The organism is Nocardia araoensis NBRC 100135 (assembly GCF_000308435.1).
GTDB classification, from domain to species: Bacteria; Actinomycetota; Actinomycetes; order Mycobacteriales; family Mycobacteriaceae; genus Nocardia; species Nocardia araoensis.
Genome location: NZ_BAFR01000120.1, coordinates 1 through 18640, shown reverse-complemented (window position 1 = coordinate 18640; position 18640 = coordinate 1). Strand labels below are relative to the sequence as shown.

General features: G+C 69.5%; 21 protein-coding genes. 14 read left to right on the top strand and 7 right to left on the bottom strand.

The features are described from left to right. The 8 genes from ON21_RS15560 to ON21_RS15525 form a co-directional block, all read left to right on the top strand. Positions 1-507, top strand: a 507-nt coding sequence (locus ON21_RS15560; protein ID WP_039798674.1) for an NlpC/P60 family protein, incomplete at its 5' end; no start/stop codon positions are given. A 133-nt stretch (positions 508-640) separates the two neighbouring features. Next, positions 641-1822: a chaperone MoxR1 gene (moxR1, locus tag ON21_RS15555; RefSeq protein WP_039798673.1), complete on the top strand. Its 1182-nt coding sequence runs from the start codon at positions 641-643 to the stop codon at positions 1820-1822. Between the two features lie 26 nt (positions 1823-1848). Beyond that, positions 1849-2808, top strand: a complete 960-nt coding sequence (locus ON21_RS15550; protein ID WP_174372172.1) for a DUF58 domain-containing protein — start codon at positions 1849-1851, stop codon at positions 2806-2808. Further along, complete coding sequence (locus tag ON21_RS15545) at positions 2805-3806, top strand: VWA domain-containing protein (protein WP_039798672.1); 1002 nt, start codon at positions 2805-2807, stop codon at positions 3804-3806. The genes ON21_RS15550 and ON21_RS15545 overlap by 4 nt, the downstream gene beginning before the upstream one ends. Positions 3807-4075: 269 nt before the next feature. Then, positions 4076-4792, top strand: a complete 717-nt coding sequence (gene fabG1, locus ON21_RS15540; protein WP_039798671.1) for a 3-oxoacyl-ACP reductase FabG1 — start codon at positions 4076-4078, stop codon at positions 4790-4792. Between the two features lie 83 nt (positions 4793-4875). Continuing rightward, positions 4876-5712, top strand: coding sequence for an NADH-dependent enoyl-ACP reductase InhA (gene inhA / locus ON21_RS15535; RefSeq protein WP_039798670.1), 837 nt, complete (start codon positions 4876-4878; stop codon positions 5710-5712). Between the two features lie 20 nt (positions 5713-5732). Continuing rightward, a complete protein-coding gene (locus ON21_RS15530) occupies positions 5733-6794 on the top strand; it encodes a ferrochelatase (protein ID WP_281032668.1) in 1062 nt (353 codons plus the stop codon). Positions 6795-6864: 70 nt separating this feature from the next. Further along, positions 6865-7302 (top strand): hypothetical protein, encoded by a 438-nt coding sequence (locus ON21_RS15525; RefSeq protein ID WP_051020839.1) that lies wholly within the window; start codon positions 6865-6867, stop codon positions 7300-7302. A gap of 19 nt (positions 7303-7321) precedes the next feature. On the opposite strand, the gene ON21_RS15520 is transcribed toward ON21_RS15525, so the two are convergent. The 3 genes from ON21_RS15520 to ON21_RS15510 form a co-directional block, all read right to left on the bottom strand. Then, complete coding sequence (locus tag ON21_RS15520; protein ID WP_039798668.1) at positions 7322-8077, bottom strand: S1 family peptidase; 756 nt, start codon at positions 8075-8077, stop codon at positions 7322-7324. Between the two features lie 22 nt (positions 8078-8099). Next, positions 8100-8915 (bottom strand): Rv1486c family protein, encoded by an 816-nt coding sequence (locus tag ON21_RS15515; RefSeq protein WP_039798667.1) that lies wholly within the window; start codon positions 8913-8915, stop codon positions 8100-8102. Positions 8916-9072: 157 nt separating this feature from the next. Then, positions 9073-9897, bottom strand: a complete 825-nt coding sequence (locus ON21_RS15510) for a DUF3097 domain-containing protein (RefSeq protein ID WP_039798666.1) — start codon at positions 9895-9897, stop codon at positions 9073-9075. 130 nt (positions 9898-10027) lie between these two features. Here ON21_RS15510 and ON21_RS15505 point away from each other — a divergent pair, with 130 nt between their 5' ends. Next, complete coding sequence (locus tag ON21_RS15505; protein WP_039798665.1) at positions 10028-10459, top strand: NfeD family protein; 432 nt, start codon at positions 10028-10030, stop codon at positions 10457-10459. After that, positions 10459-11718, top strand: a complete 1260-nt coding sequence (locus tag ON21_RS15500) for an SPFH domain-containing protein (RefSeq protein WP_039798663.1) — start codon at positions 10459-10461, stop codon at positions 11716-11718. The genes ON21_RS15505 and ON21_RS15500 overlap by 1 nt, the downstream gene beginning before the upstream one ends. A gap of 62 nt (positions 11719-11780) precedes the next feature. On the opposite strand, the gene ON21_RS15495 is transcribed toward ON21_RS15500, so the two are convergent. Next, positions 11781-12626 carry an SGNH/GDSL hydrolase family protein gene (locus tag ON21_RS15495; protein WP_039798662.1) on the bottom strand — a complete coding sequence of 282 codons (846 nt, stop codon included), beginning with the start codon at positions 12624-12626 and terminating at the stop codon, positions 11781-11783. 115 nt (positions 12627-12741) lie between these two features. Here ON21_RS15495 and ON21_RS15490 point away from each other — a divergent pair, with 115 nt between their 5' ends. Continuing rightward, entirely contained in the window at positions 12742-13419 is a 678-nt protein-coding gene (locus ON21_RS15490) for an O-methyltransferase (protein ID WP_039798661.1), read from the top strand. 10 nt (positions 13420-13429) lie between these two features. On the opposite strand, the gene ON21_RS15485 is transcribed toward ON21_RS15490, so the two are convergent. Continuing rightward, positions 13430-14422 (bottom strand): zinc-binding dehydrogenase, encoded by a 993-nt coding sequence (locus ON21_RS15485; protein ID WP_039798659.1) that lies wholly within the window; start codon positions 14420-14422, stop codon positions 13430-13432. A 46-nt stretch (positions 14423-14468) separates the two neighbouring features. Continuing rightward, positions 14469-15143, bottom strand: a complete 675-nt coding sequence (locus tag ON21_RS15480; protein ID WP_039798658.1) for a TetR/AcrR family transcriptional regulator — start codon at positions 15141-15143, stop codon at positions 14469-14471. Positions 15144-15204: 61 nt separating this feature from the next. Between ON21_RS15480 and ON21_RS15475 the strand changes: the two genes are divergently transcribed. Beyond that, the gene (locus tag ON21_RS15475; RefSeq protein ID WP_039798657.1) at positions 15205-16677 is read left to right on the top strand and encodes an MFS transporter; all 1473 of its coding nucleotides are present in this window, start codon (positions 15205-15207) and stop codon (positions 16675-16677) included. A gap of 15 nt (positions 16678-16692) precedes the next feature. Here ON21_RS15475 and ON21_RS15470 read toward each other — a convergent pair whose 3' ends face one another. Next, positions 16693-17421: a hypothetical protein gene (locus tag ON21_RS15470; RefSeq protein ID WP_039798656.1), complete on the bottom strand. Its 729-nt coding sequence runs from the start codon at positions 17419-17421 to the stop codon at positions 16693-16695. Between the two features lie 167 nt (positions 17422-17588). Here ON21_RS15470 and ON21_RS15465 point away from each other — a divergent pair, with 167 nt between their 5' ends. Together ON21_RS15465 and ON21_RS15460 are read left to right on the top strand one after the other, a co-directional pair. After that, positions 17589-18032: a DUF4440 domain-containing protein gene (locus ON21_RS15465; protein WP_039798654.1), complete on the top strand. Its 444-nt coding sequence runs from the start codon at positions 17589-17591 to the stop codon at positions 18030-18032. A 268-nt stretch (positions 18033-18300) separates the two neighbouring features. Next, on the top strand, positions 18301-18640 hold a 340-nt coding region (locus tag ON21_RS15460), incomplete at its 3' end, for an urease accessory UreF family protein (RefSeq protein WP_039798652.1).

Sequence of the window (18640 nt, the reverse complement as noted above, 5' to 3'; positions counted from 1 at the left end):
GGAAAACGCCCGCACACGCAACTCGAGGACGCGCCACCGCCGCGGCGGAGCGCGCCACGACCGAAGTCGCCGCCGGTCGGCGGCTCCGCGGCGATCGAGATCGTGGTCGATCGCGCCATGTCGCAGCTCGGCGTCACCTATGCCTGGGGCGGCGGCGACGAGGACGGGCCGACCCGTGGCATCCGGGACGGCGGCGTCGCCGACAGTTACGGGGACTTCGACAAGGTCGGCTTCGATTGCTCGGGGTTGATGGTCTACGCGTTCGCGGGCGTCGGGGTCTCGCTGCCGCATTACAGCGGTTACCAGTACAACGCGGGCACCCGCGTGCCGGTCGGTGATCGCGAGCGCGGCGACATGCTGTTCTGGGGGCCGAACGGCAGCCAGCACGTGGCGCTGTATCTGGGCGACGGGCAGATGGTGGAGGCGCCGGAATCCGGCGACGTGGTGAAGGTGTCCCCGGTCCGCGAGGGCGGCATCATGCCGTTCGCGGTGCGCATCGTCTCCTGATACCGGACATTCCGGGTGCTCGGCCCGGCCGGAGCGCCGCGGAATTCCCATTCTGGCGGGTCCGGTTGCGGCACAGGCGGTGATTACCTGGAATAGTTGTGGCAGCACGCACAGGACCAAGGCGAAAGCGGGGATGTTGGTGACTTCGACGGACGGTGTGAGCGGAGCGAACTCGGCGAAGGATGCGCCGGTCTCCACGCCCAGCACCCTCGAGCGTGACGTCCAGACCTTGGAGAAGGCGATCTACGAGGTCAAGCGGGTGATCGTGGGACAGGATCGCCTGGTCGAACGCCTGCTCGTCGGCGTGCTCGCACGCGGTCACGTCCTGCTCGAAGGTGTGCCCGGCATCGCGAAGACGCTTGCCGTGGAGACCTTCGCCAAGGTCGTCGGCGGCTCGTTCGCCCGCGTGCAGTTCACGCCCGACCTGGTGCCCACCGACCTCATCGGTACCCGCATCTACCGGCAGGGCCGCGAGGAGTTCGACACCGAACTCGGCCCGGTCGTCGCGAACTTCGTGCTCGCCGACGAGATCAACCGCGCGCCCGCCAAGGTGCAGTCGGCGCTGCTCGAGGTGATGGCCGAGCGGCACGTGTCGATCGGCGGCAAGACCTACCCGATGCCGGACCCGTTCCTGGTCATGGCGACGCAGAACCCGATCGAGAGCGAGGGCGTGTACCCGCTGCCCGAGGCGCAGCGCGACCGCTTCCTGTTCAAGGTCGTCGTCGACTACCCCTCCGTGGAGGAGGAGCGCGAGATCATCTACCGGATGGGCGTCACGCCGCCGGAGGCGAGCCGGATCCTGGAGCCGGAGGACCTGATCCGCCTGCAGAAGGTCGCGGCCAACACTTTCGTGCACCACGCCCTGGTCGACTACGTGGTCCGGGTGATCGCGGCGACTCGCAAACCGGCCGAGTTCGGTATGCAGGACGTAGCCAGCTGGATCTCCTACGGCGCCTCCCCGCGCGCCAGCCTCGGCATCATCGCCGCGGCCCGCGCCGTCGCGCTGATCCGCGGCCGCGATTACGTGGTGCCGCAGGATGTGGTCGAAGTGATCCCGGACGTGCTGCGCCATCGCCTGGTGCTGTCCTACGACGCGCTGGCCGACGAGATCAGCCCGGAGGATGTCATCAAGCGCGTGCTGCAGACCGTCGGCCTGCCGCAGGTCGCCCCGCAGGCCGTCGCGCCGGGCGTGCCCGCCGCGCCGCAGCACGGCGGCCCGCAGCAGGTTCCCCAGCCGCCGTCGCCGCAGCAGGCCGTGCCCCAGCCGCCCAACGGGCAGCAGTCGCAGCCCGCGGGCACCGTTCCGCCGAAGTGACCTCCGCATCGGATCGGATCGCGCCAGTGCCGACGTCGCCATCCCACGCACCGCCGTCCTTCCACGCGGGGGAGTTGACCGACCCCAGGCTCACGGTCGCGCTCAAGACCCTCGAACTCACCGTGCGCCGCAGGCTCGACGGCGTGCTGCACGGCGATCACCTAGGGCTCATCCCCGGCCCCGGCTCCGAGCCGGGTGAGGCGCGCGCCTACCAGCCGGGCGACGACGTGCGCCAGATGGATTGGTCGGTCACCGCCCGCACCACCCATCCGCACGTGCGGCAGATGATCGCCGACCGGGAGCTGGAGACCTGGATGGTGGTCGATCTGTCGGCCAGCCTGGACTTCGGCACCGCCGCCTGCCAGAAGCGTGATCTCGCCATCGCCGCCGCGGCCGCCATCACCCATCTGACCAGTGGCGGCGGCAACCGGATCGGGGCGGTCGTCGCCACCGGCGAACGGTTGACCCGCATCCCGGCGCGCGGCGGGCGGGTCCACGCCCAGTCGCTGCTGCGCAGCATCGCGACCACACCGCACGCGCGCGACGGTGTGCGCGGCGACCTGCGCGGCGGCATCGAATCGCTGCGCCGTCCGCAGCGCAAACGCGGGCTCGCGGTGATCATCAGCGATTTCCTGGGTGACATCGATTGGCAGCGTTCGCTGCGCGCGATCTCGGCCAGGCACGATCTGCTCGCGGTCGAGGTGCTCGACCCGCGCGACCTGTCGCTGCCCGATATGGGCGACGTCGTGCTGCACGACCCGGAGACCGGGCGCACCCGCGAGTTCAGCGTGACCTCCACCTTGCGCGCCGATTTCGCGGCCGCCGCGCAGCGTCACCGGCAGCAGGTCGAACAGGCCCTGCGCAGCTGTGGCGCTCCGGTGCTCACCCTGCGAACCGATCGGGACTGGATCGCCGACGTGGTCCGGTTCGTGTCCACCCGGCGCCACAGCTTCGGCGCCCCGACCGGGCGGGTGCCACGTCAGTGAGTATTTCGCATTTCACCGCGCAGATCTGGCTCGGATTCCTCGCCGTCATCGCGCTGATCGCGCTCGGCTACGTCCTGGTGCAGCGCAACCGGCGCAAGCACATGTTGAAGTTCACCAACATGGAGCTGCTGGAGAAGGTCGCTCCCGCGCGGCCCAGCGCGTTCCGGCACGTGGCCGTCGCGCTCCTGCTCGTCGGCCTGGTGTTCCTCACCGTCGCCGCCGCGGGACCGACCGCGGTCAAGAAGGTGCCGCGCAACCGCGCGACCGTCATGCTGGTGATGGACGTGTCGCTGTCGATGGAGGCGACCGACGTCGCCCCGAGCCGCATCCAGGTCGCCAAGAAGGCGGGCAAGGAGTTCGTCGACGGACTGCCCGAGGGCGTGAACATCGGCTTCGTCACCTTCGCCGGCACCGCCTCGGTGATGGTGTCGCCCACGACGAACCACGAATCGGTCAAAGCCGCGATCGACAATGTGAAACTGGCTGAGCGCACGGCTACCGGTGAAGGCATCCTCACCGCGCTGCAGGCGATCGAGACGCTCGCCACGGTGCTCGGCGGAGCCCAGGAGCCGCCGCCCGCGCGGATCGTGTTGATGTCGGATGGGAAGCAGACCGTTCCGGATTTCAAGGACGTCGACAATCCCCGGCACGAGTACGTCGCCGCCCGGCTCGCCAAGAGCAAGAACGTCCCGATCTCGACCATTTCCTTCGGCACTCGCTGGGGCGTCGTGGAAATCCCACGGGAAGACGGCAGCAAGGACCAAGTGCGCGTCGAGGTGGACGACGACGCCATGCGCGAGATAGCGCGGCTGTCCAGCGGGGAGTTCTACACCGCGTCGTCCCTGCAGGAGCTGACCAAGGTCTACGACACCTTGGAGCAACAGATCGGGTACGAGTTGACCAGAGGCGACGCCAGCCGCCCGTGGTTGCTGCTCGGTCTGGTGGTCGTCGCGGCGGGCGTGGTGATCGGTCTGGTGTATCGCCAGCGTTTGCCCTAGCGCTGGGAACCTCGAGGCACGTAGGCGATTCCAGTGCCGTAGCCGCGGAATGAACTTCCGGAACTCCTGCGGACCCGCAGGAGGCGGCGCGTCGATCGAATGCCGACCGGCCGGTAGTGTCCTGCACACCACCGGCCGGTGCGCGTGATCGGGCTTCGTTTCGCGCTGTCATTGTGGCGTTTCACGAACGCGGCCGGGCTCGGATGGCGGTCGGCCGAACGTGGCGACCCGGTCGTTGCCTGGCGATTCGACCAGGTAGGTTGAACCCCATGTCGAACATCACATCCCGGTCGGTCCTGGTGACCGGCGGAAACCGCGGCATCGGACTCGCGGTCGCGCAGCGTCTGCTTGCCGACGGTCACAAGGTGGCCGTCACGCATCGTGGGTCGGGGGTGCCGGACGGCCTGTTCGGCGTGAAATGCGATGTGACCGACAGCGAATCGGTGGATGCCGCCTTCGCCGAGGTGGAGGCGCATCAGGGTCCGGTCGAGGTGCTCGTGGCCAACGCGGGCATCACCGACGACACACTGCTCATGCGGATGAGCGAGGAGCAGTTCACCCGGGTGCTCGACGCCAACCTGACCGGTGCGTTCCGCTGCGCCAAGCGCGCCAACCGCGCCATGCTGCGCGCACGCTGGGGCCGGATGATCTTCCTCGGCTCGGTGGTCGGCATGAGCGGCCAAGCCGGCCAGATCAACTACGCCTCCTCGAAGGCCGGTGTGATCGGCCTGGCCCGCTCGATCACCCGTGAGCTCGGCTCGCGCTCGATCACCGCGAATGTCGTCGCCCCGGGTTTCATCGAGACCGACATGACCGCTGACCTGCCCGAAGACATGCGCGACATGGCCAAGAAGTTCATCCCCTTGCAGCGGCTCGGCCAGCCGGAGGACATCGCGGCCGTGGTCAGCTTCCTGGCTTCCGAGGATTCCTCCTACGTCTCCGGCGCCGTCATCCCCGTCGACGGCGGCATGGGCATGGGCCACTGACCACACCGAATATCGCGTCGAGCGGCCGTCAGCGGCCGCCCGCAGCCAACCCCACATTCGAATTTCAGGAGAACCGAGAACTCATGGGCGGACTGCTCGAAGGCAAGACCATCCTGGTCACGGGCATCATCACCGATTCGTCGATCGCGTTCCACGCGGCGGCCGTCGCGCAGGAGCAGGGCGCGAAGGTGATCATCACCGGCATCCCGGAGCGGCTGCGGCTGATCGACCGGATCGCCAAGCGCCTGCCCCAGGAGGTCCCGCCGGCCATCGGGCTCGACGTGACCAGCGAAGAGGATCTCGCCGGCCTGGCCGACAAGCTGCGGGAACTGGCTCCGCAGGGGATCGACGGAGTGCTGCACTCGATCGCGTTCGCGCCTCGCACCCTCATGGGCCCTGAGGCTCGGCCGTTCCTGGACGGTCCCGGTCCGGACGCGGCCAAGGCGTTCGAGATCTCGGCGTGGAGCTATGCGTCGCTGTCGCGCGCGGTGCTGCCGGTGATGAACGAGGGCGGCTCGATCGTCGGCATGGACTTCGATCCGCGCACCGCGATGCCGTTCTACAACTGGATGGGCGTGGCGAAGGCGGCGCTGGAGTCGGTGAACCGGTACGTCGCGCGCGAGGTCGGCGCGGCCAAGAAGATCCGGTCCAACCTCATCGCCGCGGGGCCGATCAAGACGCTGGCCGCCAAGGCGATCGCCGGCACCGCGACCGACGACGCCGCCAAGCTCAACCAGCTCAACGTCTACTGGGACGGCGCCTCGCCGATCGGCTGGGACGTCGACGACCCCACGGTGGTGGCGAAGTCGATCGTGGCGCTGCTGTCGGACTGGCTGCCGGGCACCACCGGTTCCATCATCTACGTCGACGGCGGAGCCAGCCACAACACCTGGTTCCCGGAGAACATGGCGATCAACTGAGCGATCGGATGGGAGACGCCGTGGTTCGAACCGCCGACGCACTGCTGCTGCTGTCCTTCGGCGGTCCGGAGCGTCCCGAAGACGTGATGCCGTTCCTGGAGAACGTCACCAGGGGCAGGGGAGTGCCGCGCGAGCGCCTCGAAGCGGTCGCCGAGCACTACCTGCACTTCGGCGGGGTCTCGCCCATCAACGCGCTCAATCGCGACATCATCACGGCGGTCGAGGCCGAACTGGCCGCCGCGGGTATGGATCTGCCGGTGTACTTCGGCAATCGGAACTGGCATCCCATGGTGGAGGACACCGTCGCGCGGATGGCCGCCGACGGTGTCGGCTCCGCACTGGTTTTCCCGACTTCGGCGTGGGGTGGCTACTCCGGATGCCTGCAGTACCACGAGGACATCGCCCGCGCGCGTGCGGCTTTCGGTGCGGGTGCGCCGGAACTGCTGAAGCTGCGCCAGTACTTCGATCACCCGCTGTTGATCGAGACGTTCGCCGATGCCATCCGCGCGGCGCGCGATCGGCTCACGGCCGGACAGCGCGCCGCGGCGCGACTGGTGTTCACCGCGCACTCCATTCCGGTGTCCGCCGATGCCGCCGCGGGCCCGCCCGCCGACGGCGGCAGGCTCTACAGCCGTCAGGTCGCCGACGCGGCCCGGTTGTGCGCCGCGGCAACCGGTTTCACCGATTACGACCTCGTCTGGCAGTCGCGTTCGGGTCCGCCGCAGGTGCCGTGGCTGGAACCGGACATCGTCGACCACCTGGACGATCTGGCCGCCAAGGGGGTCGAGGCCGTGGTCGTCTGTCCGGTGGGCTTCGTCTCCGACCATCTCGAAGTCATCTGGGACCTCGACAACGAGGCCGCGCAGAAGGCAGCCGAACTCGGTATGGGCTTCGCGCGGGCCGCGACGCCGGGGAGTGATCCGCGCTTCGCGAAGCTGGTCGTCGAGTTGATCTCCGAGCAATTGCGCGGTGTCGAATCTCGGCGCCTCGGTGCGGTCCCGGGCTACGGCTGCACGCGCGACGGCGCGCCGTGTGTCGTCGGATGTTGCGCGGTCCCGCGCCGTCCCACTGCTGGGAACTGAGGAGGGGCGGTCGCGGATAGCATCGCCTGCGACCGATCACCGAATCCGACTTCCTGGGGGGTACCTCTAGATGACCTATGCCGACATGCTGACCAACGCCGCCGTGCTCGATCCGCAAGCCTGGTCCGATGCGAACGTGTGGACGGTGGCGCTCGATGCCACGGAGGCCAGGCGCCGTGGCCGCAGCAGTGGCGGCGGCGGCTTCTCGATCGGCGGTCTGCTGCTGTGCATCGGCGTCGTCGCCGTGGTCATCGGGCTCGTGATCTGGCTGAGCAAGCGGAACAAGTCGAACCAGTCTCAGCAGCAGTATCCGCAACAGCAGGACCCCCAGCAGTATCTCCCGCAGCAGAACTTCCAGGGACAACCGCAGTATCCGGCGCAACAGTACCAGCAGCCCTATCCGCCGCAGGGGCAACACCAGCATCAGCCGTATCCGCCGCAGCAGCAATACCCGCCGCAGCAGGCCGCGTATCCGCCGCAGCAGCCGCCGTACCCGCCGCAGCAGTGAAGATCGCCGCGTCCGCGCCTCAGAAACCCGGACTGGGCAGGCGGGTGTAGACAGTGGGGAAGCCCGGGCGGGCCGCGCCGACACCCCAGGACGTGAGACCGGCGAGACGCCCGTCGACGAGAAGCGGTCCGCCGCTGTCGTACTCGGCGGTGTCCGCGGTGGGAGTGCCCGCGCAGAGCATGGTGGACGAATCGAAGGCGGGACCATAGGCAGTGGTGCACTCACCATCGGTGGCCAGCGGGACGTTCGCCGCGCGCAACCGGGTGTTGGCCTCGTCGGTTTCGGAGGTCGCGCCCCAGCCCAGGATGGTCGCGGTGCCCGAAGCAAGCGGGGCGACGGCGATCGTCGGACGGGGCTGCGGCTCGTCCAGGGTGAGGATCGCCACGTCGTCGTGATACGCGGTCGTCAGGTCCAGAACGGTTGCCCGGAAGCCGGGATGAAGGCGAATGTCCTTGACGTGGACGGTGTTTCCGTCCTGCCCGCGGAGGTCGTCGCGGCCGAAGGTGACGGTGAGCGTCTGTGCCAGCGTCTGCGCCAGGGCCACACAGTGGGCCGTCGTGATCACCTGGTCCGGCGCGATGAGCGCGCCGCCGCAGAACTGTCCGGAGGCGCGGGTGAGGAACAACGGCGTGCCGATGGCCGCCAGCCACGGATACTCTGCCGTCGTGGCCTCGGCGCCGCCCACGATCGCCGAGGCCGGAGCGGGCAGGGCGAGACCGAGCAGAACCGTCAGAACGGTGACGGCGGCCGTGCGGTAGCGACGGGGGATGCGCATGTCAGACCACCCGCGGCATGAGTCAGCGGCTTCCGCGTGCCGAGGCGTGCACGGCGACCAGGCGCGCGGCGCGGATCGCGTCCCACAGCGGCCGCAGCAGCGATTCCTGCGCGCCGATCGCGCTGGCGGAGGTGGGCGCGGAGGCCGGCTCCCGCTGCGCCACCGTGAGGATGGCCGCGACATGATCGGCGGTGTCGAGAATGCGCCTGGCGCGCAACGGAATCGACTCGGGATAGTCGTGCCGTGAGTAGTCGGCCAACTCGGCTTCGATGAGCTCGCGGGGATCGGAGTCGGCCGCGCCGAGCGACGTGGTGTGCAGTTTCATCAACGCGTCGGCGGCGTCGCGGACCGCTTCGCGCATCGCGTATTCGGCTTCGCCGAGGGACATGTCGGGGGCGGGATCCGAGGGGAAAGGCGCGCTGTAGACGGTCCACTGCAGCGTGTCGTCCTCGGCCCAGTGCGGGATGAGGCCGGTGCCCTCCGTACCCGGCACGCCGATCAGCATGCCCTCGCCCGCCTCGATCGCGTCGGCGGCGAACGCGGTGCCCGCGGGCACGCCGCGGACGTCTCCCGGGACGGGCAGCACCAGCCGCAGTTGTGCGCCGGGCTGGGCCATCGTCTCGCGAATCACCTTGAGCAACGCCATGACTCCGCTTCCTGGCAGGCTGCCGTGAGCGGACCAGGGTAGGTCGGTGCGGCCGCCGGTGAGCGGATCGCCCGCCGCGATGGTGTGCTTCGGCGCCCACGCGTGCAAAGCGGCCAGAACGTCGTCGGGCGCACTGCAGCCGGCCAGCCAGGAGCTCGCCCACACCGTCAGCGTCGCACTTGGAGAGCACATAATTATCGAGCATAAAGGGTGGGCGCTACCGGTGGGCATCCATACGCAAGGGCATTGGTGAGCAGCACGGAAACCGCGGGCGCCGCGCCGCCGGCGAGGAGTGGGTCGGTGCGGATACCGCCCGGCATCTGGCCGGGGCGCCCATGATCCGCCGTCGCTAGTCCGGTTCGGTGACGAAATCTATGAGTCGCTCGACCGCGCCGATGAGCGGGGCCTCCAGATCGCGGAAGGAGGACACCGCCTCGTACACCTTCCGCCAGCCGTCCTGCGGGGAACCCCAGCCCAAGCGCAGGCAGACGCCGGTCTTCCAGTCCTCGTCGCGCGGCACTCGTGGCCACCGCTCGATGCCGAGGGTGGCCGGGCGCACCGCTTGCCAGACGTCGACGAACGGGTGACCGGTCACCAGGACGTGCGGCCCGAGCCCGGTGGTCAGCTGAGTCTCCTTCGATCCGGTCACCAGGTGGTCGACCAGCACGCCGACCCGCCTGCCCGGGCCCGGCCGGAACTCCGCGAGCCGAGCGGCCAGGTTGTCCAAGCCCTCCAGCTGCTCGACGACCACGCCCTCGACCCGCAGGTCGTGGCCCCATACCCGCTCCACCAGCGCGGCGTCGTGCACGCCCTCCACCCAGATCCGGCTGCCGCGGGCGACCCGGGCGCGCAGCCCCTCGACCCTGGTGGATCCGGAGGCGGAGCGGTTCGGCGTCTTCGGCGAGGCGGCCCGCGGCCGCACCAGCGTCACCGGCTCGCCGTCGATGAGGAACGCCGCCTCGCGCAGCGCGAACAGGCGAACCGTGCCGCGGGCGTCCTCGAGTTTCACGAACTCGCCGTCGTAGCTGCGATCGAATCCGACCACAGCGCCGCAGAATCCGGTGGCCGCGTCCTCCACGACCAGGTCGCGCTCGGCGGTGACCGTCGGCACCGCCCTTGTCTTCGATCGAGGATGTCCGGAGAAGATGTCGCCGTACCTGTCACGCCCGCTCACCTGCCTGAAGCTAGCACCGCCGCTATGGCTTTCGGGGTACCAGGGTCACCGCGCGTCCGCGCGGGGAATTCATCGGGAGTACTCGTGGAGGTCGCGCCCGAGATCATGATCCGCGCACTACAGTGGTCGTGTGGCCGCAATTTTTTGGCTGGTCGCGGGCATTCTGCTCGCGGCGGCGGAGATGCTCACCGGCGACTTGACCCTGCTGATGCTCGGTGTCGCCGCGCTGGGCACCGCGGGCGTCAGTGCGGCGGCGGATACCACCGTCGTGGCCGACGCCGTCGTCTTCGCGGTGATCTCGGCGGTGCTGCTGCTCGGCGTGCGCCCGATCCTCAGGCGTCGCTACGGAACTCCGCCGCCCACGCCGACGAACGTGGACGCCTTGCCCGGCAAGACCGCTCTGGTGCTCGAGCAGGTGGCGGCGCACTCCGGTCAGGTGAAACTGAACGGCGAGGTGTGGACCGCGCGGCCGATGGACACGACCGAAGTCTATGAACCGGGTACGACCGTGTATGTCATGAAGATCGACGGCGCGACCGCCGTCGTCTGGAAGGGGCCTTGATGGCTGTACTGATCGTTGCCGCCGTCCTCGTCTTGCTGGTCGTGGTGGTGGTCTTCAAATCGATCGCGCTGGTGCCGCAGGCCGAGGCAGCGGTGATCGAGCGGCTAGGGCGGTATTCGCGGACGGTTTCCGGCCAGCTCACGTTCCTCGTGCCGTTCGCCGACCGCGTGCGCGCCAAGGTGGATCTGCGGGAGCGGGTGGTGTCGTTCCCGCCGCAACCGGTGATCACCGAGGACAACCTCACGCTGCACATCGACACGGTGGTCTATTTCCAGGTGACCAGCCCGCAGGCGGCGGTGTACGAGATCAGCAACTACATCGCCGCCGTCGAGCAGCTGACCGTCACCACACTGCGCAACGTCGTCGGCGGCATGACGCTCGAGCAGACCCTCACCTCCCGTGACGCGATCAACGGCCAGTTGCGCGGCGTGCTGGACGAGGCGACCGGGCGCTGGGGGCTGCGTGTCGCTCGGGTCGAGCTGAAGAGTATCGATCCGCCTCCGTCGATCCAGGAGTCGATGGAGAAGCAGATGAAGGCCGACCGCGAGAAGCGGGCCATGATCCTCACCGCGGAGGGCCAGCGGGAATCGCAGATCAAGACGGCCGAGGGGTCGAAGCAGGCGCAGATCCTGTCCGCCGAGGGCGCCAAGCAGTCGGCGATCCTGGCCGCCGAAGGCGAACGGCAGAGCCGTATCCTGCGGGCGCAGGGTGAACGCGCCGCCGCGTACCTGCAGGCGCAAGGCCAGGCGAAGGCGATCGAAAAGGTCTTCGCCGCTATCAAATCCGGCAAGCCGACGCCGGAATTGCTCGCCTACCAGTACATGCAGACGCTGCCCATGGTCGCGCGCGGTGACGCCAACAAGGTGTGGCTGGTGCCAAGCGATTTCGGCAAGGCGCTGGAGGGGTTCGCGAAGAGCTTCGGCACGCAGGGCGAGGACGGTGTGTTCCGGTACGAGCCGCCCGCCTCCGACGGCGCGGAAGCCAAGCCCGAGGACGACTCCGATGTCGCGGACTGGTTCGACACCGCGCCCGACCCGACCATCGAGCGTGCCGTGCGCGCCGCCGAGGCGACGGCGCGCACCCCGGTCGAGGGCCTGACCCCGACACCGCCCCCGCAGGGGTTCGAGCCTTCGCCGCACCAGCCGGTCATCCCTCCGCAGGAGGCCTTCCCGGCTCAGCAGCAGCCGCAACCTCCGGCCCAGCGCCCGGACGACCCGCACGGCCGTCCCTGGCAGCCGCCGGAGAACTTCTCGAAATAGCATCGCGCCCGCCCCGGACTCCGCCCGAGTCCGGGGCGGTCGCTTCGGTACGGCCGGATCGCTCAGCCGGGCAGTCCGGCGGCGCGAATCGCCGGGACGACCACGTCGGCGATGCCGCGCATGCCCTGGGGGTTGAGGTGGTAGGGCAGGAGCGTCTCGGTCGCGAGGACGGGCTCCATCCAGCGCACGCCGACGGGCGCGCACGCGTCGCGGCCCTCCGATGCGGCGCTGGTGTCCACGTAGATCGCGCCGTGCGCGGTGGCGACGCGGGACACCACGGAGTTGAGATGATCGAAGGCGGCTCGGATGGGCGCCGCGTCGGACGGGCGAAGACCCACCAGCGCCGGACAGCCACCGTCGCGCACATACCGCGGCCAACCGTCGACGACGATCAGCGCCCGCGGCGCCCGGGCCGAGATCTGCTGCAACGCGGTTGCGTAGGGCGCCGCGATCGCCTCGATGTCGGGGCCCCAATCCGGTCCGGCGCACCCACCGGCGCCGGTGAGGCCGTAGATATGGCAGGCGACGATGTGTTCGGCCATCAGCGCGTCATTGGCGCCGATGTGCACCGTGACCAATCTGGTGGCGGGGCCGAGGGCGTCGAACTGGGGCGGGATCCCCGGTTGCTGCGCAGCGGCGAGGTCCGCGATGAGGGCGGAGTTGCAGGTGCGGTCGTCGATCCGCAGGCCGAGGTCCCCGGCGATCAGATGCGGTGTGTTCGCGGTAGAGCGAAGGCATCGGAACGGGGCCGAGAAGTCGAAGTTCCGCACGCCCGTGGTGGCCGCTCCGGAATCGCCCAGGGCGACGTATTCGGCACCGCCGCCGATGGAATCGGCCTCGACGGGGGAGGCGGCGCCGAGGGCGATCAGACAGGCGGTGACCGCGATGGCCCGGGCAAGATTCGTCATGTCGTCTCTGTCCGTTCCTTGGTCGGCGCCCTCACGAAACATGTACGTCTCTTCGTGCCGAACGCTACTCGGGCAGGCGCCCCCGCGGGCGGAATCGAATGGCAGACTGCGAGGTATGACGACAGCTGGATGGGCCGACGTGGACCGCTACCTGGTGGAGACGCTTGTGGCGGATCCCGATTCCGACGCGGCGCTGGAGGCGAACAAGGCGGCCGGTCTGCCCGCCATCGATGTGTCACCGCCCCAGGGAAAGTTCCTTCATCTGCTGGCCAGGACGGTCGGCGCGCGACGTGTGCTGGAGATCGGCACGCTCGGCGGATACAGCACCATCTGGCTGGCCCGTGCGGTCGGCCCCAAGGGGCGCGTGGTCACGCTCGAGTTCGCCGCCCGGCACGCCGAGGTGGCGCGGGCGAATCTGGAGCGGGCGGGCGTCGGCGACCGGGTGGAGATCCGGGTCGGCGCCGCGCTGGACAGCCTGCCCGTGCTCGCGGAGGAGGATCCGGAACCGTTCGACTTGGTGTTCATCGACGCGGACAAGGTGAACAACTCGAATTACGTGCTGTGGGCGCTGCGGCTGACCCGGCCGGGCTCGGTGATCATCGTGGACAACGTGGTGCGCGGCGGCAAGATCGCCGACGAGCACTCGGAGGACCCGAACGCGCAGGCCAGTCGCGAACTCGTGGAATTGCTCACCGCCGAACCGAGCCTGGACGCGACCGTGGTGCAGACCGTCGGCGGCAAAGGCTGGGACGGCTTCGCCTATGCCGTGGTGAACGGCGACAGCGTCGAGTGAACCGTCTCGCCTAGGGCTCGAGCACCACTTTGCCGGTCGTTCCGCGCGTTTCCAGCGCGCGGTGCGCGGCGGCCGCGTCGGCGAGCGCGAAGCGCTGGATCGCGGGGCGCAGCCGCCCTGCGATCGCCTCCGCCATGGCCAGGTTCTCGAGGACACGCACATCGCCGCCGACGCGCGCCAGCATCGGCGGGCCGACCACCGTCTCGGACGTGATACCGCGTTCGGCCAGTTCGGCGGCGGACAGGCGGATCGGCCCTTCGCCGTTCGATCCGCCGGACCAGCCGTAGACCAGATGCTGCCCGCCCGGTGCGAGCAGATCGATCCCGGCGCGGGCGACCGCACCGCCCACCGAGTCGAACAGCACCTGCGCCCCGCGTTCGCCGATTCGCGCGCGGACCCGGTCCGGCCAATCCGGCAACAGATAGTCGACCGCCAGGTCGGCGCCGTTGCGTCGCACCTGATCGACCTTCGCGGAGCCACCGGCCAAACCGATCACCGTGGCTCCGGCATTCTTCGCGTACTGCACCAGCAGCGTGCCGATGCCGCCCGCCGCGGCCGTCACCAGGACCACGCTGCGCGGCGCCAACTCGGTGAACTGCAGGATGCCCATGGTGGTTCGCCCGGTGCCGATCATCGCCACCGCCTCCGCCGGATCCAGATTCGCCGGAATCGCGTGCAGCCGGGTCGCGTCGGTCACGGCCAGCTCGGCGTAGCCACCGGGCGCCGCGCCGAGATGGGCCACCACTCGAGCGCCCAGCAGGCTCGCGGCCACGTCGGCGCCGACGCGGTCCACGGTGCCCGCGACTTCGCGTCCGGGAACGGTCGGCAGCTCCGGCAGGGGAAACGGCCCGGGCTCGCCCCTGCGCAGGGCGGTGTCGATCAGATGCACTCCGGCCGCCGCCACCGCGATGCGGACTTCGCCGGGCCCCGGTACCGGGTCGGGAACGGTTTCGTAGCGCAGGTTCTCGGCCGGGCCGAAGGCATGAAGGCGGATGGCGCGCACGGTGGCTCCTGTTCGTCGGCGTCGCCGGTCAGCCTCCAACATCAAGCTATGTCGAGGTCAACTGGTTGTGCCGCGCCGCCCTGGCCTCGAATCCGTCGCAGAGCGCCTCGAGCCCGTCATAGAGCAGCTCCTCCTGGGTCAGGTCGCGCACGCCGCTGCCTGCGAGATCGGCCAAGGCGGCGGGGACAGGTTCCCGCGCAGTGCCGTTGAGCAGCGTCCGCAACCCGTTGTCGCCCGCGGGATCCATGCCTTTTCGCGCCATCAGCTCGGCGCTGATCTCGGGCAGCGTCGCGCCGGAGATGTAGTTCCACACCGTGAAGGACATGCCGGTCGCCTCGCGGGTGGACACGCCGAGTTCGGAGAACCCCTCCACCAACCAGGCCAGGCAGGCGAGGCTCTGCGGCCCGAAGCTGTAGCGCGGCGTGGCGAAGGTGAGCAGCACCCACGGATGTTGCCGGTACAGGGCCCAGTCGACCTCGGCGGCGATGCGGACCCGGTCGCGCCAAGTCCACCTCTGCCCCTCGGGGGAGGGGTACGGATTGCGCCGGGCCACTTCGTCGGTCATCAGCGCGAGGAGTTCGTCTTTGTTCGCGACGTGGCGATACAGCGACATGGCTCCCACCCCGAGCCGGTCGGCGATGCGCCGCATGGACAGCGCGTCCAAGCCCTCGGCGTCGGCGAGCTCGATCGCGATGTCGATGATGGCGGCGCGGTGCAGCATGCGTACACTGTACCCGGACTCGTGCGTACGGCGTACGCGCCGTGGAGAGGATGTTTCGGTGATGACAGACGTGCAGCCGGTCCGGACGGAGCCGGTCACAACGGGCTCGCGACGCGCCTGGCTCGGTCTCGCGGTCCTGCTGCTGCCGGTGCTGCTGGTGTCGATGGACATCTCGGTGCTGTTCCTCGCGCTGCCGACGTTGACCGTCGATCTGGACCCGTCCGCGGACCAGCAACTGTGGATCCTGGACATCTACGGCTTCCTGATCGCGGGCTTGCTGATCACCATGGGCAATCTCGGCGACCGGATCGGGCGGCGCAACATCTTGCTGGCCGGCGCCGCGGTCTTCGGCATCGCGTCGGTGATCGCCGCGTTCGCGCCCAGCGCGGGCGTGCTGATCGCGGCGCGGGCGCTGATGGGCATCGGCGGCGCGACGCTGCTGCCCTCCAGCCTGGCGCTGATCTCGAGCCTGTTCCCGGACGTGCGGCAGCGAGCCGCCGCGATCGGCATCTGGACGGCGTTCTTCGCGGGCGGCTCGGCCGTCGGGCCGATCATCGGAGGGATGCTGCTGCACCAGTTCTGGTGGGGCTCGGTATTCCTGATCAATATCCCGGTGCTGCTGATCCTGCTCGCGTTCGGCCCGTTCGTGCTGCCGGAACACCGGGCGGGGGTGCGGGGACCGCTGGATCTGCCGAGTGTCGTGTTGTCGATCGGCGGCATCCTGCCGGTGGTGTACGGAATCAAACACGCCGCCACCAAGGGCATCGATGTGCAGGCGATCGTCGTCGCACTGGTCGGCGCGGTGATCCTGACGGTGTTCGTGCGCAGGCAGCGACAGCTCAGCGAACCCCTGCTCGATCTGCGGCTGTTCACCAGCCCCCAGTTCTCGGTGGCCATCGGCGCCAGCCTGACCGGCATGATGTCGCTGGCCGGTCTCAGCTACCTGACAAGCATCTATCTGCAGTCGGTGACCGGGCGCACGCCGTTGGCGGCGGCGCTGCTCGGTATCCCCATGGCGATCGCGGTCTTCGTCTGCTCGATGGGCGGCGCCCGAGTCGGGCATCGCTTCGGTGCCCGCGCCACCTTCGTGTTCGCACTGCTCGCCTCCGCGGCGGGCAACCTGATGCTGCTCGGCGTCGGCGCGCACGACGGACTCGGCTGGTACCTGGCCGGTTCCACGATCGCCGGAATCGGTTACGGCTTGGCCTTCACGCTGGTGTCGGAGGTCTCGGTGTCCTCGGTGCCGCCGGAGCGGGCCGGGTCGGCGGTGGGTATCTCGGAGACCAGCTTCGAACTCGGCAACGCGCTGGGCCTGGCGCTGCTCGGTTCGCTCGCGGCACTGATCTTCCGGCGCGGGGGCGACTACGCGGCGACGCTCGGCGAGACCATTCAGCAGGCCGGCGGGAACGCGGTGCTGATCGAGGCGGCGCGGGGATCCTTCGTCGACGGCATGCACGTCGCGGTGGCCGTCGGCGCGACGGTGCTGACAGCGATGGCGCTGATCGCGCGCTTCGTCGCTCCGCGTGCGCGTTGAGCCGTGTGGCCTGGATCAGTGGCCGAAGACGGAGGTCACGATCTCGGCCGCCCAGCGGTTCATCGGCCGGACGACCGTGCCGTGTACCCAGCGGACCGGGCGCACCACCACGGCGAGCCAGACGACGGCGACGGCGGCGAACGCCGGGCGCAAGACGTAGCGGTACACCGCCCGGCACGGCACCACCACGAGCACGCCCACGATCAGCGTGGCCACGCGCCACCCGTAACGGGCGGTCGCGCGCACCGCTTTCCAGAGCGGGTGCAGCACCCGACGCCACAATTGCGACAGGGGCCAGACGAGCAGCCACTTGACGGTGCGGTGGCATACCCAGGCGACGGCATAGGCGATCGGATACCCGACCCAGCGCAGCAACCAGGCCCCCGCGGGACGAATCACCCTGCGCCACAAGAACTCCTCCACCGCACGACGCAGCGGTCGCAGAAGATACTCGAGCAGGAGCGACAGCAGCGGGGTGAGCACCGAGCCCCACAGCAGATGCAGCACCACCCAGCCCCAGAGGAAGTCCTTCGCGAAGATCCACGCGGGCCGCAGCACCCAGTGCCGGATGAACTCGGCCGCGGGGGCCAGCAAGTGCCGCGCGACATACCCGAGCGTCGCCGCCGTGGCGCGGCACAGCAGCAGAACGCCTTCCCACAGCAGACGGAGCGGGACCAGCACCACGATCGCGATCCCGCGCCCGATCCACTGTGCGATCGATACCCGAGTGTCCGGCGTCGACACCTCGTTCCCCCTCCGCTGATGCACCGGGCGAAGCCCTGGTGAAAGAGTCTGTGCGCTGGCTACATTCGAACACATGATCGCCGCCGGGCGCGTGAGTGGAAATGCTCGAGTCGCGCACCGGCGCGCCTCCGACGAGTCGAACGCCGTTCGTGATAATATTAAATGTCATGTTTTCGCATGACATCGCCCGCGCCGATCGCGTTTCCGGACCCGACATCGAAGCGGTCCAGACCTTCCTCCGCCGCTACGACGACAGCGTCGCCGCGTCCGACTTCGAAGCCCTGCCAACGTATTTCGATGCACAGATCCTGGTCGTCACGCCCACGACGAGCCGGTGCGTCACCCGCGCGGATTTGATCGCCGCCGCTCGCGCCCGAGCCCGCGGGCTCGCCGCTGCGCGCGCTATGCTGGCCACCCAGTCCACCATCGCGCTCGGCGGGCACTACTGGCTCAGCTCGGCACACTGGACGATGACCATCGGTGACGCGCCCATCCTCGACCTCTACAGCGATTTCCTGGTCCGGCGCGCCGACGGCGAGCTGAGCATCTCCGCCTACCTCACCCGCCAGGACCTGCCGCAACTCGTGCGGGAGATGTCCGGCACGGACTGATGGCGCGAACCGGGGGTGGGCGCGGTGATCGACGCAGACAGTCGAAGTCGTGCACCGGGCCCGGGTTTCGAACAACGGCAGGCCGATCGCCGAAAGGGTGGCGACGCGACTGCTGTAGCGCCGTGGTGGTCGGCCCCGGTGCAGGCCTGGAGCGACCTGACCCGAGGCCGCGCCCAGCGTTTCATGGAGCGCGCCTTCCGCCGCTGACCGGAACGTCCGGGAAACGATCGGGACATCCCCCCGACACACCGGGACATAGGATCGACGGATGCGTGATTCCGCTGCGTCCGGCCCGGCTGCGTCCGGTCTCACGACGGTGCTCGCGCTCGCCGATTCGCGGCTGCCGATCGGCGGCCACGTCCACTCCGGTGGCGTGGAAGAAGCCGTCGCCTCCGGCTTGGTCCGCGACGTCGCGACGGTCGAGCTGTATCTGCGCCGCCGAATCCGGACCTCGGGGCTGGTGACCGCGTCGCTTGCCGCGGCGGTGTGCGCGGGCGAACTGGAACCGGCGCGGGCCGAGGCGGAAGCCGACGCACGCACGCCCGCACCCGCGGCGCGGGCCGCATCCCGCGCCCAGGGCCGCGGCCTGTTGCGCCTCGCGAAACAGT

Bases quoted from the DNA above. Each gene is read 5' to 3' on its own strand.
- ON21_RS15465 (WP_039798654.1), top strand. From the start codon at position 17,589: ATGTTTTCGCATGACATCGCCCGCGCCGATCGCGTTTCCGGACCCGAC.
- inhA (WP_039798670.1), top strand. From the start codon at position 4,876: ATGGGCGGACTGCTCGAAGGCAAGACCATCCTGGTCACGGGCATCATC.
- ON21_RS15480 (WP_039798658.1), bottom strand. From the start codon at position 15,143: ATGCTGCACCGCGCCGCCATCATCGACATCGCGATCGAGCTCGCCGAC.
- ON21_RS15525 (WP_051020839.1), top strand. From the start codon at position 6,865: ATGACCTATGCCGACATGCTGACCAACGCCGCCGTGCTCGATCCGCAA.
- ON21_RS15500 (WP_039798663.1), top strand. From the start codon at position 10,459: ATGGCTGTACTGATCGTTGCCGCCGTCCTCGTCTTGCTGGTCGTGGTG.
- fabG1 (WP_039798671.1), top strand. From the start codon at position 4,076: ATGTCGAACATCACATCCCGGTCGGTCCTGGTGACCGGCGGAAACCGC.
- moxR1 (WP_039798673.1), top strand. From the start codon at position 641: ATGTTGGTGACTTCGACGGACGGTGTGAGCGGAGCGAACTCGGCGAAG.
- ON21_RS15520 (WP_039798668.1), bottom strand. From the start codon at position 8,077: ATGCGCATCCCCCGTCGCTACCGCACGGCCGCCGTCACCGTTCTGACG.
- ON21_RS15495 (WP_039798662.1), bottom strand. From the start codon at position 12,626: ATGACGAATCTTGCCCGGGCCATCGCGGTCACCGCCTGTCTGATCGCC.
- ON21_RS15515 (WP_039798667.1), bottom strand. From the start codon at position 8,915: ATGTGCTCTCCAAGTGCGACGCTGACGGTGTGGGCGAGCTCCTGGCTG.
- ON21_RS15490 (WP_039798661.1), top strand. From the start codon at position 12,742: ATGACGACAGCTGGATGGGCCGACGTGGACCGCTACCTGGTGGAGACG.
- ON21_RS15475 (WP_039798657.1), top strand. From the start codon at position 15,205: ATGACAGACGTGCAGCCGGTCCGGACGGAGCCGGTCACAACGGGCTCG.